A 15,109-nucleotide genomic window follows, 5' to 3' on the forward strand; every position below is an offset into this window, starting at 1 on the left:
GCCGGGCCGGGTCAGACGTTGAAGTATTTCGCCTCGGGATGGTGGGCGACCAGCGCGGAGGTGGCCTGCTCGGGGTGGAGCTGGAACTCCTCCGACAGCGTCACCCCGATGCGCTCGGGATCGAGCAGCTGGAACAGCTGCTGCTGGTCCTCCAGGTTGGGACAGGCGGGGTAGCCGAACGAGTAGCGGCACCCCTGGACGTTGACCTTGAGCATGTCGTCGAGCGACTCGTCTCCGCCGATCCCCCACTCCTGGCGCACACGGGCGTGCCAGTATTCGGCCAGCGCCTCGGTGAGCTGCACCGACAGGCCGTGCAGCTCGAGGTAGTCGCGGTAGGCGTCTTTCGCGAACAGCTCGGCGGTGGCCTCGGCGATCTTCGGCCCCATGGTGACCACCTGGAAGCCGACCACGTCGACCTCGCCGGAGCTCTTGCCGCGGAAGAAGTCGGACAGGCACAGGTGACGGTCGCGGCGCTGGCGCGGGAACGTGAAGCGGGTGCGCTCGCCGCCGTCGTCGTCCAGGATGATCAGCGAGTCGCCGTCGGAGACGCACGGGAAGTAGCCGTAGACGACGGCCGCCTCCAGCAGGCCCTCGGTCTGGATGCGATCGAGCCACATGCGCAGGCGCGGCCGCCCCTCGGTCTCCACCAGCTCGTCGTAGCCGGGCCCCTGGCCGCCCCTGGCGGGCTTGAGCCCCCACTGGCCGAGGAACAGCGCCCGCTCGTCGAGGAAGGCGCTGTAGTCGGCCAGCGAGATGCCCTTGACGACGCGGTCGCCGTGGAACGGCGGCGACGGCACGGGGTTGTCCTCCGCCACGTCGGAGCGGGCCGGCAACTCCTCGACGGGCGTGCGGGTGAGCACGGCACCGGTCTTGACGCGCCGCTCGCGCAGCGGCGGCAGCGTGGCGCCGGCGACGCCGCGCTTGACGGCCATGAACGAGTCCATGAGCCGCAGCCCCTCGAACGCGTCGCGAGCGTAGCGCACCTCGCCCGCGAACAGCTCGGCCAGATCCTGCTCGACGTAGGCGCGGGTGAGCGCGGCCCCGCCGAGCAGCACGGGATAGCGCTCCGCCAGGCCCCTGGAGTTCATCTCCTCCAGGTTTTCCTTCATGATGACCGTCGACTTGACCAGCAGGCCCGACATGCCCACGACGTCGGCCTTGTGCTCGTCCGCGGCCTCCAGGATGGCCGAGACCGGCTGCTTGATGCCGAGGTTGACCACCTGGTAGCCGTTGTTGGACAGGATGATGTCGACGAGGTTCTTTCCGATGTCGTGCACGTCGCCCTTGACGGTGGCCAGTACGATGCGGCCCTTCGTCTCACCGTCGACCCGCTCCATGTGGGGCTCGAGGTAGGCGACGGCCGCCTTCATCACCTCGGCCGACTGCAGCACGAACGGCAGTTGCATCTGCCCCGACCCGAACAGCTCGCCCACGGTCTTCATGCCGTCGAGCAGCACGTCGTTGATGATCTCCAGGGCGGGGCGCTGCTCCAGCGCGCTGTCGAGGTCGGCCTCGAGGCCCTTCTTCTCGCCGTCGATGATGCGCCGCTTGAGCCGCTCCCACAGCGGAAGCGCGGCCAGCTCCTCGGCCTTGCCCGCGCGCATGGCGGCGGCGTCGACGCCCTCGAACAGGTCCATGAAGCGCTGCAGCGGGTCGTAGCCTTCGCGCCGGCGGTCGTAGACCATGTCGAGCGCGACCTGGCGCTGCTCGTCGGGGATGCGGGCCATCGGCAGGATCTTGGAGGCGTGCACGATGGCGGAGTCGAGCCCGGCGTTGACGCACTCGTTGAGGAACACCGAGTTGAGCACCATGCGGGCGGCGGGGTTGAGGCCGAAGCTGATGTTGGACAGCCCCAGCGTGGTCTGCACGCCCGGATGGCGGCGCTTGAGCTCGCGGATGGCCTCGATGGTCTCCAGGCCGTCGCGCCTGGTCTCCTCCTGGCCGGTGGCGATGGGGAAGGTCAGGCAGTCGACGATGATGTCCTCGACCCGCATGCCCCAGTTGGCGGTCAGGTCGTCGATGAGGCGGCCGGCGACGCCCACCTTCCGGTCGGCGGTGCGGGCCTGGCCCTCCTCGTCGATGGTCAGCGCCACCACGGCCGATCCGTGCTCGCGCACCAGGCGCATGATCTTCTGGAAGCGGGAGCCGGGGCCCGCGCCGTCCTCGTAGTTGACGGAGTTGACGGCGGCGCGCCCGCCGAGCATCTCCAGACCGGCCTGCAGCACCGCGGGCTCGGTCGAGTCGAGCATGATCGGCAGCGTGGAGGCGGTGGCGAAGCGGAAGGCCAGCTCCTTCATGTCGGCCGCGCCGTCGCGCCCGACGTAGTCGACGCACAGGTCGAGCATGTGGGCGCCGTCGCGGGCCTGGTTGCGGGCCATCTCGACGCAGTCGTCCCAGCGGCCCTCCAGCATGGCCTCACGGAAGACCTTGGAGCCGTTGGTGTTGCACCGCTCGCCGATGGCGAGGTAGGAGGTGTCCTGCCGGAACGGCACGGTCTGGTAGAGGGAGGACGCGCCGGGCTCGGGGTGGGGGCGGCGCTGGACGGGCTGCTTGCCCCTGACCCGCTCGACGACCTGGCGAAGGTGCTCGGGCGTGGTGCCGCAGCAGCCGCCGACCAGGGACAGGCCGTAGTCGCTGGTGAAGGTGTCGTGCGCGCCGGCCAGCTCCTCCGCGCTGAGCGGGTAGTAGGCGCCGTCGGAGGTGAGCACCGGCAGGCCGGCGTTGGGCATGCAGGAGAGCTTGAGCCGCGAGTGTCGGGCGAGGTAGCGCAGGTGCTCGCTCATCTCCGCGGGGCCGGTCGCGCAGTTGAGCCCGACGACGTCGACGCCGAGCGGCTCGATCGCGGTCAGCGCGGCGCCGATCTCGGAACCGAGCAGCATCGCGCCGTTGGTCTCGATCGTCACCTGGGCGATGATCGGCACGTCGCGGCCGGAGTCTTCGACGGCTCGCCTGGCGCCGATGACGGCGGCCTTCACCTGCAGCAGGTCCTGGCAGGTCTCGACGATCAGGGCGTCGGCGCCGCCGGCGATCAGGCCTGCGGCGTTGTCGCGGTAGGCGTCGCGCAGGCTGGCATAGGGCAGGTGGCCCAGCGTCGGCAGCTTGGTGCCGGGGCCCATCGAGCCGAGCACGAACCTCGGCTGGTCAGGGGTGGACCAGTGGTCGGCGGACTCACGCGCGATGCGCGCGCCGGCTTCGGAGTATTCGAAGACGCGCTCGGGGATGTCGTATTCGCCGAGCGCGGCCAGGTTGGCACCGAAGGTGTTGGTCTCCACGCAGTCGACGCCGACGGCGAAATAGGCGTCGTGCACGCCACGGACGATGTCGGGCCGGGTGACATTGAGCACCTCGTTGCAGCCCTCGTGGCCGTGGAAATCGTCGAGCGTCGGGTCCTGGGCCTGCAGCATCGTGCCCATCGCCCCGTCGGCGACGACGACGCGCTGGGACAACACTTCTCGGAAGGACGGGGAGATGCTCATGAGGTGAAGCTTATCGGCTGTGCCTGAACCATCGTTCGAGGCCGCCTCGAGCGCCGGTAGACGCGCCCGTCAGAGCGTGGCGTCAGGCGTCCCCGGCCCGCGCGACCGGCGCCACGCTCGTGCCCCGTGCGTGTACGTGCCCATGAGGGAGCGCGCCCCGTGCGGCATCCGGCCCCGGCGGGAAAGCTCTGGGCGAGGACCGGATGATGTCCGGCGGAGGGCGTACGGGTTCCGGCGATCATGAGGCGGCCCGGGGACGGGGCCCGCGAGCGCCGTGGTGAGGCGTTCGCGGGGCGTCGCGGAGGGAGATCGGTGACGCTGACGACCCCGAACCGCATAGGCTTAGCGGGATGATGGAGAGAGGAGGCGACACGTGATAGACCTCGAAGGGCTCCCCGAGCTCGTCGACCCGGTGCTCATAGCCGCGTTCGAAGGGTGGAACGACGCGGGCGAGGCCTCCAGCGGTGTGGTCGCCCATCTCGAGTCCGCCTGGAAGGCCGAGACGCTGGTCGCGCTCGACCCCGACGACTACTACGACTTCCAGGTGACCCGGCCCGTGGTCGAGATGAACGACGGGCTGGCCCAGTCGATCGTGTGGCCGACGACGCGGCTGCTGCGCGCCCGCCCGCCGGGCGTCGAGCGCGACGTCGTGCTGTTGCGCGGCATCGAGCCCAACATGCGCTGGCGCTCGTTCTGCGCCGACATCATCGAGGTCTGCCGCGAGCTCGGCGTCGAGCTGGCCGTGATGCTGGGGGCCCTGCTCAACGACTCGCCGCACACCCGGCCCGTGCCCATTCTCGGCGGCGCCACGGACGAGACGCTGGCGCGTTCGACCAACCTGGAGCTGAGCCGCTACGAGGGCCCGACGGGCATCGTGGGGGTGCTGCAGCACGAGTTCGGCCGGGCCGGCATGGACGCGGTGTCGCTGTGGGCGTCGGTGCCCCACTACGTCGCGCAGCCGCCCAACCCCAAGGCCACGGTCGCGCTGTTGCGCCGTCTCGAAGACGTGCTGGAGATCCCCATGCCGCTGGGCGACCTCGACGAGGAGGCCCGCGCGTGGGAGCGTGGCGTCGACGAGCTGGCCTCGCAGGACAGCGAGGTCGCCGAGTACGTCAAGGAGCTCGAGGAGCGTAAGGACGCCGCCGAGTTGCCCGAGGCCAGCGGCGACGCGATCGCCGCGGAGTTCGAGCGTTACCTGCGGCGCAGGGACCGCGACACCGACAGCTGACCTTTAGAGGGCGAATCTCCACATTTTCCGCGGTTTCGGGTGATAATCGGTGCCTCGCACGATTGCACAAAGCCGGACACCAGCCGTCGCCCCTTCCATCAGCATCGACGACGCACCGTAATGCCTGATCAACCGACCGCGCACCGTTAGGCATGCCATGGCGACTTCCCACGTGGACCCGCACCAAAGAAGTCAGGACACCAGGCGGCGCATCCTTGAGATGGCCGTCTCCGTCAGGGAGGACCGCAGCGGCGGCAATGTCGACTATTTCCTCGCGCTGCTGCAGGATCGGCTCCCGCTCTGGCTCAGCATCCTCCACGATCTAACCCATCGCGTAGGGAAAGGATGCATCTCCGACAATCTTCGGCCGGTGGCGCGAGCGGGCATCGACTACTACAGGGAGGTGCAGAGCGCGGCGCTGCCCGCCTTCACCTCGCCTGACGTGACGGTCCGGTTCCGCGAGGCCCTGCGCGACGCCGGGCTCGGGCCGCGCACGGAGACGACGCCACTCGCCGCGTACCTGGCCGCCGAGCAGCGGCTGGGGCGGGTGCGGCCCGACGCCGACCCCGAGGCCAGCGCGCGACTGCTGGTCGCGGGCTGCTTCCACCGGGCCTACATCGAGATGTTCGTCGGACGGGACGCCGGGCCGAGCCTCGACGACAGTGCCAGGGAGATCGTCCGCGAGCTGCGCCTCGAACCCGTCCACGCCTGACGCCCCCCGCACCCCGCGGGTCGCGGGGTGCGGTCAGGGGGTCGCGGGGCGGCGGGTTGTCGGGGCGTGCCAGCGATGAGGGTGACGCGCCGTCGCGCGGCGGTCACGGAGCGCCTCCTCGTAGCGGTGCCAGATCAGCGCCGCCACGTCCGGGTCGGCCCCCAGCGGCTCGCTCACCGGTCCCGCCCCCGCCGCGGTCAGCCTGTCGTGGAAGAAGCCGGGCGCGAGGACGTACGACGCGATCACCACCCGGGCGGCGGAGCCGAGCCGTTCCACCGCCTCCTCCAGCGAGGGAGCGCCGGCGGAGGCGAAGGCGGCGGTGACCGGGCGCGCCAGGCGCACGCCGAGCCGGTGGGCGGCGGCGCGCACGTCGGCGAGGGCGGCCGGGTCGGAGGAGCCCGCCGCGCCGAGCACGACGGCGTCGTCCGCGCGCAGCCCGGCCCGCGCCAGCCTGCGGACGAGCGCCGACGTGAGCAGCCGGTGCGGCCCCAGCCGGCCGGCCACCACCGCGTCCGGACGGCTCCGCGCGATCACCGCGGGCAGGTCGATGTGGACGTGGTAGCCGCCGGCCAGCAGGAGCGGCACGACGACGACGGGGCCCGCGACGGCGGGGAGCACCTCGGCCAGCAGCGGCGCGCTGATCTCGAGATGGCTCAGCTCGACCCGCCGGCCGGGGCGCGCTCTTCTGACCGTCTCCGCCAGGGCCGTGAGGGTTCGCTGACCCTCGGGGCTGCGCGTGCCGTGCGCGGCCAGCACGAGCGCGGGGGTCACGACCCCGCCTCGTAGCGGCAGGCGAGCCGGTAGCCGCGCTTGACCACCGTCTCCACGATGCCGCTCGGCCCGAGGGCGCGGCGCAGCCGGGTGATGGCCATCTCCACCGCGTGCTCGGCCGATTCGCGCGCGACGCCGCCCGGCAGCACGGTACGCAGGTCGGCGCGGGACACCACGTGCCCCGGCTTGTCGGCCAGGCGCTTGAGCACCGCCATCGGGGCCGGCGGCAGCGGCCGCAGTTCCCCGTCGACGACCACGGCGTGGCCGCGGATCTCCAGTTGGTGATCGCCGGCCACGAGCTTGGCGACGCCGTGCTCCGGCAGGTGCCTGGCCAGGGCGCGGGCCAGCGCGCCGAGCCGTGAACGATCCGGCTGCAGCGTGGGCACGCCGCGCGAGTCCAGCGGGCCCGCGGTCACGGGCCCCACGCAGGCGGCCACCACGGGCCCGCTGAAGGCGGACAGCAGCGCGTCCTCCAGCCCTTCGGAGCGGGCCATGCCCAGCATGGCGTGCACGGCGGGGGCGCTGGTGAAGGCGACGGCGTCCACCGAGCCGGAGACCGTCTGGCTGATGAGCCGGCGCAGCGGCGAGGCGTCGCGGTACGGCAGCCACCGGTAGACCGGGATCTCGATCACCTCGGCCCTCGCCGCCCGCAGGGCGGCCACGAACTCGGTGAGCGGCTCACCGTGCTGCTGCACCGCGATGCGCCGCCCTCTCAGGTCCTGGGCCAGCAGGTACTGCTTGATCTCGTCGCACGATTCGGTGGCGGGCGTCCAGTGGTCGTTGAGCCCGGCCGCCCGCACGGCTCCCCTGGCCTTGGGCCCGCGCGTCAGCAGGCGCGCCTTGGACAGGTGCTCGCCCAGGTCGGTGGAGAGCCCCCAGCCTTCCGCGGCGGCCATCCAGCCGCGGAAGCCGACGCCGGTGGTGATCACCACGTCGTGGAGCGGCCCCTGCAGGCTGTGCCGGGTCGCGGCGAGCAGGTCGGCGTCCTCGGCCAGCGGGACCAGCCTGATGGCGGGGGCGCTGACCACGCGCGCGCCGCGCCGCTCCAGCAGCGCCCCGAACTCCTCCCGCCGCCTGGTCGCGGTCACGCCGATGGTGAAGCCGGCCAGCGCGTCCGGCTCCGTCTCCGGGGACGAGCGCCCGCTCATGCGGACCACTCCGGCCGGACAGGGATTTCTGCCCCTGTGCCTGGCCGGGCCCCGAGCACCCGGCCAGGCATCACAGGCGCGTACGACGCAAGTGAGATCACGCTCCGATCCTGCTTCCGGGTGGTTTCGCCACTGGGTCTCCTCTGTTACCGCTGTGCTACAAGGCAGGAACCTTCGCGGTTGGGGCGGCGCCGCGGAGGGAAACGTCCGTCATGACGACGGCTATCGGGGAGTGCTGGTGACGGTCCGGCCTATTCGCATGTTCGACGATCCGCTGCTTCGCGCGGTGGCGGCGCCGGTGCACGACTTCGACCGGGAGCTCAGGCGGCTGGTGAAGACGCTGACGGCCACGATGCGGGCGGGAGCCGGCCGGGCCGGCCTGGCGGCGCCGCAGGTGGGCGAGGCGGTGCGGGTGGTGGTCTACGCGTACGACGGCAAGGCGGGCCATCTGGTCAACCCTCGCCTGGAGCTGTCAGAGCGGCGCGTCACCGCGGACGAGGCGTGCCTGTCGGCGCCCGGCGTGTGGTGGCCGCTGGAACGTTCCTACATGGTCACCGCGCGTGGCCGTGACATGTTCGGCAAGCCGGTGACGGTGCGGGCGCTGGGCATCCTGGCGAGGGTGTTGCAGCACGAGGTCGACCATCTCGACGGCGTGTTGTTCAGCGACCATCTCGAAGAGAGCGAGCGGGCACGGTTTCTCGCCGAGGCGCTGCCTGCGGGCTGAGGCGGGCGGCGGCGTCCGCCCTGAGCTCGCGCCGTTGTTCCGGATCGGTGCCGCCCCAGACGCCGTACGCCTGCCGGGTGCTGAGCGCGTAGTCGAGGCACGCCTCCTGTACGGGGCAGCCGCCGCAGACGTGCTTGGCCCGCTGGACCTGTGACTGGCTGGGACCTTCCTGGGAGATCGGGAAGAACAGCTCCGGGTCCAGGTCGAGGCAGGCCGCCCTGCGTGTCCAGTCGAGCATCATCATGGGGCGCGCCTACCCAGACGTCTGGCCGTCATACCTCGTCGAGCAGCCGATCCCAGTCGGCGAGGAACCGGTCGAGCCCGTACCGCGCCAGAGCCGCGGCCCTGGCGGCCTTTCCCGCCTGGCTCGCGCGCTCCGGATCGGCCACGAAATCGTGCAGCGCGCCGGCGAGCACGTTCACCTTCGTCGACAGGACGCCGGCCTCCTGCGGCACGGCCTCGATCGCCTCGGTGGCGGCCAGCGCGACCACGGGCATGCCCAGCGTCATGGCCTCGACGAGGGCGAGCCCCAGCGAGGTCCACCGGTAGGGGTGCAGGTAGACGCGCCGCCTGGCCAGCTCGGCGTGCATGACGTGCTGCGGCAGGTCCTCGTGGGTGCCGTACGGCAGCCCGTCCACCTTCATGCCGAACACGTCGAGGGGCACCCGCTCGGCGAAGCGGGGCAGCAGGTCGGTGCCGGCGACCCTGGTGCGGCGTACCGGTTCGTTGACCACGACGCCCGCCCGGGGGAGCTCGCCCGTGTACAGGTGGCCGGGATCGGGGACTCCGTGCTCGATGACGCGCGTGCGGGCCCGGCCGTTGTCCCAGTACAGCTCGTTGAAGTGGGTGACGTGCACGAGCGTGACGTCGTTCTGGCCGGCGAGGTGGTGGCGGGTGCGGGGCACGTCGCCGGCCGGGGTGTTGTGCTCGACGTAGACGCCGGGCACGTCGCGGCCGAGCCACTCGCGGGCCAGGCCGATCTCGTGCGGGCGCTGGTAGACGACCACGTCCACGGGCTCGTGGCGCAGCCGGTCGTACGGCACCTCGCGGGCCGCGGCCGGCCAGTCGAAGGTGGCGGCGCGGCCCCGGCCGTCGGGTCCGCGGCCGGGGACGAGCGGGAGGAGGTAGTCGTGGGCGCCCCTGATGAAGGCGCCGGTCCACGAGCCGTGCACGTGCCAGATGAGGATCCTCACCAGCGGCTCCAGCCCATCGCCCTGGCCCAGGGCGCGGCGGCCGCCGGCACGGGTGCCTCGCCGACGTCGTTGAGCACGCGCTCCACGACGTCGGTCAGATCGTCGGCGACCTCGGGGGCCTCCTCGATCTCCTCCGGCAGCGTGTCCATGGTGGGGACGAGGATTCCCCTGGCCCCGGCGGCTCTGGCCGCCTCCATGTCCCTGCCGATGTCGCCCACCACCACGCAGTCGCGCGGGCTGACGTCGAGCACGGCGGCGGCCCTGATCACGAGTCCGGGCGCGGGCTTGCGGCAGGTGCAGCCGTCGGTGTCGTCGTGCACGCAGATGGCCCAGGCGTCGAACGGCCCGAGCAGCTCCTCCACCCTGGCGTTCACCTGGTCCATCTCGTCGGGCGTGACCAGCCCCTTGGCCACCCCGGACTGGTTGGTGACCACGGCCACCGGGACGTCTGCGCGCCGCAACCGGCCCAGCGCCTCCGTCGCACCTGGCATGGGCTCGACGAGACGGGGATCGCCGTTGTACGGAACGTCCCTGATCAAGGTCCCGTCCCGGTCGAACAGCACGGCGCCGGGACGTCGCTTTTCGAACACCATTCACCTCCGTCGCGTGTCCCGCAGCTACCCGGGCCCTCAACCGACAAACAACTACTTAGCGTGACAATCTCCCGGCACAGAGGCCCGTTTTCGCACGTCGTCCGGTTGCCGAATGTTTGAGAGCCGCTCCTGTCGGTAGCGGTTCTCGACATCTGTGGGGAGGGGACATGAAGTTTCTCGGCATCAACGCGATCTTCCACGACCCGGCCGCCGCGCTCGTGGTCGACGGGAAGATCGTCGCCGCCGCGGAGGAGGAGCGCTTCAGCCGCCGCAAGCACGGCAAGCGGCCGCTGGCGTTCTCGGCCTGGGAACTGCCCGAGCTGGCCGCCGCGTGGTGCCTGCGGGAGGCGGGACTCTCCCCCGAGGACATCGACGCCGTCGCCTACTCCTACGACCCCTCTCTGGTGGTCCAGCAGCCGGAGGGCGCGTGGGAGGACCTGCGCACGAGGTACGCCGTGCGCGCGCCCGCGTTCCTGTCCACCGCGCTGCCGGGCCTGGACCCCGGCCAGGTCAGCTATGTGCCGCACCACGTGGCGCACGCCGCGTCCGCGGGGCTGGCCTCCCGGTGGTCGACGCCGGGGCGGGACTGCGCGGTCCTGGTGTGCGACGGGCGCGGCGAGAACGTCTCCCACCTGGCCGGCCGCTACCGCGACGGCGAGCTGGAGGTGCTGGCCGCGCAGGAGCTGCCGCACTCGCTCGGCCTCATGTACGAGGACGTCACGGAACACCTCGGCTTCCTGCGCTCCAGCGACGAGTACAAGGTCATGGCGATGGCCTCCTACGGCCGGCCCCGCCACCTGGCCGCGCTGCGCGAGGTGATCTACACGACCGGGGACGGCGGCTTCCGCGTCGAGCCGGTCGACTGGGGCGGCTACGCCAAGGCGCTGCGCGGGGGCGCGGCCTGGACCTCCGACCACGCCGACCTGGCCGCCAGCGTGCAGGCCCGGCTGGAGGAGGTGCTGCTGGAGCTGGTGCGCTGGCTGCACGAGCGGACCGGCGAGCGGCGGCTGGCGCTGGCCGGCGGGGTGGCCCTGAACTGCGTGGCCAACACCCGGCTGCTGGACGAGGGGCCGTTCGAGGAGGTCTGGGTCCAGCCGGCGGCGGGCGACTCCGGCACCGCGCTGGGCGGCGCGCTGCACCTGGCGCACGCGTACGGCGAGCCGGCCGCGCCCATGCCCGGCACGGCGCTCGGGCGCGGCTTCACCGACGAGGAACTGGGCGCCTGGCTGGACGTGGCGCGCGTGCCCCACACCCGGCCCGCCGACCTGGCCGCCGCGGTGGCGGCCGAGCTGGCCGCCGACCGGATCGTGGCCTGGTTCCAGGGGCGGTCGGAGTACGGGCCGCGCGCGCTCGGCCACCGGTCGCTGCTGGCCCACCCGGGTCACGCGCGCAACACCGAGCGGCTGAACGACGTCAAGGGGCGCGAGCAGTTCCGGCCGGTCGCGCCGATGGTGCTGGAGTCGCGGGCGGCACAGATCTTCGGACGGGGGCCGGTGCCCTCGCCGTACATGTTGTTCGTCCACGACGTGGACCCCGGCTGGGCGCCGCGCATCCCCGCGGTCGTGCACGTGGACGGGACGGCGCGCATCCAGACGGTCTCGCCGGACGCCGACCCGCTGATGGCGCGGGTGCTGCGCGAGTTCGAGGCGCGGACGGGGCTGCCCGTGGTGGTCAACACGAGCCTGAACACCGCGGGGCGGCCCATGGTCGACGATCCCAGGGACGCTCTGGAGTGCTTCGGGTCGTCGCCGGTGGACGTGCTCGTGCTCGGGCCGTACCTGGTGCGGCGCGGGGAGGTGTTCGCCCGGTGATCACCGTGGTGATCCCCACCATCGGGCGCGCCACGCTCCTGGACGCGCTGGCCGCCGTGGGCCCCGGCCTGCCGGTGGTCGTGGTCGACGACAGGACGGCGCCGGGCGGCGCCGCCGGGGTCGTGGAGTCGCTTCCCGGCCGGGTGCGGGTCGTCCGCTCCTTCGGGAGGGGGCCCGCCGCGGCGCGCAACGCGGGGTGGCGGGCCGCGGAGACGCCGTGGGTGGTGTTCCTCGACGACGACGTGATCCCCGGGCCCGGGTGGGCGGAGGCGGTCTGGAAGGACCTCGTGGACCTGCCGGACGACGTGGCCGGCAGCCAGGGGCGGATCGTGGTGCCGCTGCCTGCCCGTCGGCGGCCCGCCGACGGCGAGCGGCACACCGCCGGGCTCTCCGGCGCGCTGTGGGTGACCGCCGACATGGCCTACCGGCGTCCGGTGCTGGAGTCCGCCGGGGGGTTCGACGAGCGCTTTCCCCGGGCGTACCGGGAGGACGCCGACCTCGCGCTGAGGGTGACGCGGGCGGGGCACCGGCTGGTGCGCGGACAGCGGGTGACGACCCATCCGGTGCGCGACGACGGGTTCTGGGCGAGCGTGCGCTTCCAGCGGGGCAACGCCGACGACGCGCTCATGCGGCGCCTGCACGGGCCGGGGTGGCGGGCCGCCATCGGCGGCGCTCCCGGCCGCCTGCGCCTGCACGCCGCCACCACGGCGGCCGCGCTCGCGGCGACGGCTCTGGGCGCGGCCGCCCTGCGCGGCAGGGGTACGGGCCGCACGGGCTTCCGCGGCGTGCCGGCGATCGGCGCGGGACCGGCTCGGGACCGTTCCCGACGGTGGCGGGCGGCGGGGGTGGCGGCGCTCGCCTGGGGAGCGCTGACCGCCGAGTTCGCGTGGCGCCGGATCGCGCCGGGGCCGCGTAGTCCGGCCGAGGTGGTGCGGATGGTCGTCACCAGCGTGGTGATCCCGCCGGTCGCCTGCGTGCACCGGCTGCGAGGGGAATGGAGGGCGCGGCGATGAGCGCTCGCTGGGCGGAAACCGTGTCGTGCGGCTCGAACCCGTGCCAGGCCGAGGGCGCGCCGGCGCGCGCGCCCGCCTACACCGGCAGGCCCGGTGGCGCCCGGCGCGGGGGCACCGGGCGACGCGCGGGCACGGGCCGGCGCGCGGAGCGGGGCGGGATCGGCCGGAACCGGGCCGTCCACGACAGGTCCGGGCAGGCGCCGGCCGAGCGGGGAGAGCCGGTGCGGAGCGGCGCGGGCCGGGGGCGGGTGCTCGTGGCACGCCTGGACGACGCGGGTGACGTGCTGCTCGCGGGACCCGCCGTCAGGGCCGTGCGGACGCTGGCCGCCGAGGTGGTCTTCCTGGCGGGCCCGAACGGCAGGGCTGCCGCCGAGCTCCTGCCGGGCGTGGACCAGGTGATCGGGTGGCACGCCCCGTGGATCGACCACACCCCGCCGCCGGTCAGCAGGAACGACGTCGCCGGCCTCGTCGGCCGGTTGCGCGGCGTGGACGAGGCGGTGGTGCTGACGTCGTTCCACCAGTCGGCGCTGCCGCTGGCGCTGCTGCTGAGACTGGCGGGTGTGCGCAGGATCACCGCCATCAGCAACGACTATCCCGGCTCGCTGCTGGATGTCAGGCACGTCGTGGACGAGAGCGCCGACGTGCCGGAGGCGGAGCGGATGCTGGCCGTGGCCGCGGCGGCCGGGTTCCTGCTGCCGCCGGACGATGACGGAAAACTCGCTGTTCAGCGGCCATTGCCGGATATTTCGGGACTTCTGGGGAACGCGTCCGGCGCTGACAGGCGCACGTACATCGTGGTCCACCCCGGCACCTCGGCCCCCGCCCGCACCTGGCCCGCCGGCCTGCACCGGCAGGCGGTGCGGGAGCTGGCCGAGGACGGGCACCGGGTCGTCGTGACCGGAACAGAACGTGATCTCACCGCCCACGTGGCCGGAGACGTCGCCGTCGACCTGGGCGGGATGACCACGCTCGCCGAACTGGCCGCCGTGATCGAGCACGCGGGCGTGCTGGTGGCCGGCAACACCGGCCCCGCCCACCTGGCCGCGGCCGTCGGCACTCCGGTCGTGAGCCTGTTCGCCCCCGTCGTCCCCGCGGTCCGGTGGGCCCCGTACGGCGTTCCCACGGTGTTGCTCGGCGACCAGCAGGCGCCGTGCCGGGACAGCAGGGCGCGCACCTGCCCGGTGCCCGGGCACCCATGCCTGTCCCAGGTGACGAGCGAGCAGGTGGTCAAGGCAGTGAGGGAGCTGACGCAGTGAAGGTGGATCTCATCTCCGAGCACGCGGACCCGCTGGCCGCGGTGGGCGGCGTGGACTCCGGCGGCCAGAACGTGCACGTCGCCGCGCTGGCCGTGGCGCTGGCGGAGCGCGGGCACACGGTGGTCGTCCACACCCGGCGCACCCGCGGCTCGCAGCCCGCCTCGATGACCATGGCGCCGGGCGTCACGATCGAGTACGTCCCCGCCGGCCCCGCGGCCCAGGTCCCCAAGGACGAGCTTCCTCCGTACATGCCGGAGTTCACCGAGCGGCTGGCCGGCCGGTGGGCCGCGCGCCCGCCGGACATCGTGCACGCCCACTTCTGGATGAGCGGGCAGGCGGCCCTTCAGGCGGCCGCCGGCGTGCCGGTGGTGCAGACGTTCCACGCGCTCGGCACCGTCAAGCGGCGCTGGCAGGGCGGGGCGGACTCCAGCCCCGCGCACCGGATCGCCACCGAGCGAGAGATCGCCAAACGGGCCGACGCCGTGCTCGCGACCTGCACCGACGAGGTGCACGAGCTGCGCGCGATGGGCGTGCCCGAGCAGCGGGTCGCGGTCGTGCCGTGCGGGGTGGACCTGACCGCGTTCTGCCCGGAAGGCCCGGTCGCGCCACGCGCCGAGGGCAGCCTGGTGCTGAGCATCGGCAGGATGGTGCCGCGCAAGGGTGTCGACACCATCGTCAGGGCGATGCGCGGGGTGCCCGGCGCCGACCTGGTGATCGCCGGCGGGGACCGGGACGACGCGGAGGCGCGCCGGCTGCGCGAGCTGGCCGGGGCGTACGGGCTGGAGCACCGCGTCCACGTGATCGGCAGCGTGCCGCGCTCGCACGTGCCGGCGCTGATGCGCTCGGCCGACGTCGTGGTCACGGTGCCGTGGTACGAGCCGTTCGGCATGGTGCCGGTGGAGGCGATGGCGTGCGGCGTTCCCGTCGTGGCCTCGGCGGTCGGCGGCCACCTGGACACGGTCGCGGGGGCGGGCGTGCTGGTGCCGCCGCGCCGCCCGCGCGCCCTGGCCAGGGTGCTGCGCGAGGTGCTCGGCGACCCGGGCAGGCGGGCGGAGCTGGGCGCGGCGGGGGCGCGCCGGGCCCGCGAGAGGTACGGCTGGGCCCGCGTGGCCGAGCGCACGGAGGCCGTGTACGCGCAGGTCATCGACGGCAAGGTCGGCCATCTGGCGGCCCTGGGGGGTTGA

The 15,109-nt window shown here is 73.2% G+C and carries 13 protein-coding genes; 7 read left to right on the forward strand and 6 right to left on the reverse strand.

What is annotated here, in order from left to right:
- Positions 1 to 11 precede the first annotated feature (11 nt).
- Positions 12 to 3,476 carry a methionine synthase gene (gene metH, locus ABGA98_RS32090; RefSeq protein WP_347622149.1) on the reverse strand — a complete coding sequence of 1,155 codons (3,465 nt, stop codon included), beginning with the start codon at positions 3,474 to 3,476 and terminating at the stop codon, positions 12 to 14.
- A 373-nt stretch (positions 3,477 to 3,849) separates the two neighbouring features.
- Between metH and ABGA98_RS32095 the strand changes: the two genes are divergently transcribed.
- On the forward strand, positions 3,850 to 4,704 hold the full coding sequence (locus tag ABGA98_RS32095) for a PAC2 family protein (RefSeq protein ID WP_132604671.1): 855 nt from the start codon (positions 3,850 to 3,852) through the stop codon (positions 4,702 to 4,704).
- Positions 4,705 to 4,861: 157 nt separating this feature from the next.
- Positions 4,862 to 5,416, forward strand: a complete 555-nt coding sequence (locus tag ABGA98_RS32100) for a hypothetical protein (RefSeq protein WP_347622150.1) — start codon at positions 4,862 to 4,864, stop codon at positions 5,414 to 5,416.
- A gap of 33 nt (positions 5,417 to 5,449) precedes the next feature.
- On the opposite strand, the gene ABGA98_RS32105 is transcribed toward ABGA98_RS32100, so the two are convergent.
- Together ABGA98_RS32105 and ABGA98_RS32110 are read right to left on the reverse strand one after the other, a co-directional pair.
- On the reverse strand, positions 5,450 to 6,187 hold the full coding sequence (locus ABGA98_RS32105; RefSeq protein WP_347622151.1) for a CbiX/SirB N-terminal domain-containing protein: 738 nt from the start codon (positions 6,185 to 6,187) through the stop codon (positions 5,450 to 5,452).
- The gene (locus ABGA98_RS32110) at positions 6,184 to 7,335 is read right to left on the reverse strand and encodes a uroporphyrinogen-III synthase (RefSeq protein WP_347622152.1); all 1,152 of its coding nucleotides are present in this window, start codon (positions 7,333 to 7,335) and stop codon (positions 6,184 to 6,186) included. Before ABGA98_RS32110 ends, ABGA98_RS32105 begins: the two co-directional genes overlap by 4 nt.
- Before the next feature lie 238 nt (positions 7,336 to 7,573).
- Between ABGA98_RS32110 and ABGA98_RS32115 the strand changes: the two genes are divergently transcribed.
- Positions 7,574 to 8,059, forward strand: coding sequence for a peptide deformylase (locus ABGA98_RS32115; RefSeq protein ID WP_347622153.1), 486 nt, complete (start codon positions 7,574 to 7,576; stop codon positions 8,057 to 8,059).
- Here the strand turns inward: ABGA98_RS32115 and ABGA98_RS32120 are convergent.
- From ABGA98_RS32120 to ABGA98_RS32130, 3 genes are read right to left on the reverse strand one after another with little or no spacing between them, the layout of a single operon-like run.
- A complete protein-coding gene (locus ABGA98_RS32120; RefSeq protein WP_347622316.1) occupies positions 7,995 to 8,297 on the reverse strand; it encodes a WhiB family transcriptional regulator in 303 nt (100 codons plus the stop codon). The genes ABGA98_RS32115 and ABGA98_RS32120 overlap by 65 nt on opposite strands.
- A gap of 34 nt (positions 8,298 to 8,331) precedes the next feature.
- Positions 8,332 to 9,252, reverse strand: a complete 921-nt coding sequence (locus tag ABGA98_RS32125) for a glycosyltransferase (RefSeq protein ID WP_347622154.1) — start codon at positions 9,250 to 9,252, stop codon at positions 8,332 to 8,334.
- Positions 9,249 to 9,842 carry an HAD-IIIA family hydrolase gene (locus ABGA98_RS32130; protein ID WP_347622155.1) on the reverse strand — a complete coding sequence of 198 codons (594 nt, stop codon included), beginning with the start codon at positions 9,840 to 9,842 and terminating at the stop codon, positions 9,249 to 9,251. The genes ABGA98_RS32125 and ABGA98_RS32130 overlap by 4 nt, the downstream gene beginning before the upstream one ends.
- Before the next feature lie 170 nt (positions 9,843 to 10,012).
- Here ABGA98_RS32130 and ABGA98_RS32135 point away from each other — a divergent pair, with 170 nt between their 5' ends.
- From ABGA98_RS32135 to ABGA98_RS32150, 4 genes are read left to right on the forward strand one after another with little or no spacing between them, the layout of a single operon-like run.
- A complete protein-coding gene (locus tag ABGA98_RS32135) occupies positions 10,013 to 11,656 on the forward strand; it encodes a carbamoyltransferase C-terminal domain-containing protein (protein WP_347622156.1) in 1,644 nt (547 codons plus the stop codon).
- On the forward strand, positions 11,653 to 12,669 hold the full coding sequence (locus ABGA98_RS32140; RefSeq protein WP_347622157.1) for a glycosyltransferase: 1,017 nt from the start codon (positions 11,653 to 11,655) through the stop codon (positions 12,667 to 12,669). Before ABGA98_RS32135 ends, ABGA98_RS32140 begins: the two co-directional genes overlap by 4 nt.
- Positions 12,666 to 13,925 carry a glycosyltransferase family 9 protein gene (locus ABGA98_RS32145; protein ID WP_347622158.1) on the forward strand — a complete coding sequence of 420 codons (1,260 nt, stop codon included), beginning with the start codon at positions 12,666 to 12,668 and terminating at the stop codon, positions 13,923 to 13,925. Before ABGA98_RS32140 ends, ABGA98_RS32145 begins: the two co-directional genes overlap by 4 nt.
- Positions 13,922 to 15,109 (forward strand): glycosyltransferase, encoded by a 1,188-nt coding sequence (locus ABGA98_RS32150; RefSeq protein ID WP_347622159.1) that lies wholly within the window; start codon positions 13,922 to 13,924, stop codon positions 15,107 to 15,109. Before ABGA98_RS32145 ends, ABGA98_RS32150 begins: the two co-directional genes overlap by 4 nt.

This window comes from Nonomuraea sp. B1E8, from assembly GCF_039871515.1.
Taxonomy (GTDB): Bacteria; Actinomycetota; Actinomycetes; order Streptosporangiales; family Streptosporangiaceae; genus Nonomuraea.

Bases quoted from the DNA above. Each gene is read 5' to 3' on its own strand.
- metH (WP_347622149.1), bottom strand. From the start codon at position 3,476: ATGAGCATCTCCCCGTCCTTCCGAGAAGTGTTGTCCCAGCGCGTCGTC.
- ABGA98_RS32100 (WP_347622150.1), top strand. From the start codon at position 4,862: ATGGCGACTTCCCACGTGGACCCGCACCAAAGAAGTCAGGACACCAGG.
- ABGA98_RS32110 (WP_347622152.1), bottom strand. From the start codon at position 7,335: ATGAGCGGGCGCTCGTCCCCGGAGACGGAGCCGGACGCGCTGGCCGGC.
- ABGA98_RS32120 (WP_347622316.1), bottom strand. From the start codon at position 8,297: ATGCTCGACTGGACACGCAGGGCGGCCTGCCTCGACCTGGACCCGGAG.
- ABGA98_RS32135 (WP_347622156.1), top strand. From the start codon at position 10,013: ATGAAGTTTCTCGGCATCAACGCGATCTTCCACGACCCGGCCGCCGCG.
- ABGA98_RS32145 (WP_347622158.1), top strand. From the start codon at position 12,666: ATGAGCGCTCGCTGGGCGGAAACCGTGTCGTGCGGCTCGAACCCGTGC.